Consider the following 1,109-nt stretch of genomic DNA (forward strand, 5'->3'; position numbering starts at 1 on the left):
GGGGATTCCTACTAAAGACGGCCAAGCCCGACCGCAAGAATGTTTTTTGCTCCATTAACGTCTCTGTTATGGGTCGTTTTACAAGAACGACAAAACCATACTCTTATACCAAGCGCTGATCTACCTTTCGGACTGTCTTGACGAGAGCCGCAACACGAGCAGGTTTGGGTGGTGTACGCTTCATTCACTTCGATATAGTGGCAACCTGCGTTCGCGCATTTATAATCCAGTTGCCGCTTAATTTCAAACCAACCTGCGTCATAGACGGATTTGGCAAGTTTGCCCTTAGTGAATGATGTTGATTTTATTTTACCAACAACAATTAGGCTGTTGGCTTTGACAAGCTTTGATGTGAATTTATGAATGAGGTCTTGACGAGTATTTTTAATCTTGGCGTGAATGGCCTTGACCCGCTTTTTATTCTTAGCTCTTTGAGCAATAGCCAGTTTTTCAGCGTATTGATGAGTGACTTTGGTTTGTAGTTTGTCGCCATCACTATTGACTGCTGAATCTTTGCAGCCTAAATCAATACCGACCTGACCAGTGCCACACGCTGTTTTTGGAAATTCTTTAACCGTCACACAGACGTACCAGTGACCGCGATTGTCCTGTACCAATTCGCAAGTATTGATGGTGTAGAGCGCTAAGTTATAGCTGTCCCATAGGTCAATAGTGAGTTTTTTACCTTTAGCTAAGCTGAATTGCAGGGTGCTTTTTAGACACTTTTTACCACTTTCGCGGGTGCTGATATGCTTAATAGCGGTCTTTTTAAACGGAATCCAACCAAGAGAACTACGTTTGGCTTTAGGATTATTGGTGCGCCAGTTGAGTTTGGCTTTTTTAAACTGTTTACGAGCCTTGGCATGGGTTTCGGTCACTGCTTGTAAGGTTTGGCTGTGTAGGTTTAGATATTCACCCGCACCTTTGGTGTAAGTAGCCAAATCATAAGCTGAAAAGAATTGACCAGTACGCTTGAGGTGTTTAAAACTTAGCTCATTGACGTAATTCCAGACAAAGTTAACCGACCCCGCTAAGATATTTAGCTGAGTGGCATGTTTGTCTTTGATGCGTAGTTTGAGCGTTTTCATGGGGTAATTATGATCTCAATG

1 protein-coding gene is annotated in these 1,109 nt (G+C 42.8%); it reads right to left on the reverse strand.

Annotated elements, in window-relative coordinates:
* Positions 1-11: 11 nt before the first annotated feature.
* The gene (locus INT03_RS05460) at positions 12-1,088 is read right to left on the reverse strand and encodes an RNA-guided endonuclease TnpB family protein (RefSeq protein WP_193007970.1); all 1,077 of its coding nucleotides are present in this window, start codon (positions 1,086-1,088) and stop codon (positions 12-14) included.
* Positions 1,089-1,109 lie beyond the last annotated feature (21 nt).

The organism is Psychrobacter sp. PG1, assembly GCF_014897815.1.
GTDB lineage: Bacteria > Pseudomonadota > Gammaproteobacteria > Pseudomonadales > Moraxellaceae > Psychrobacter.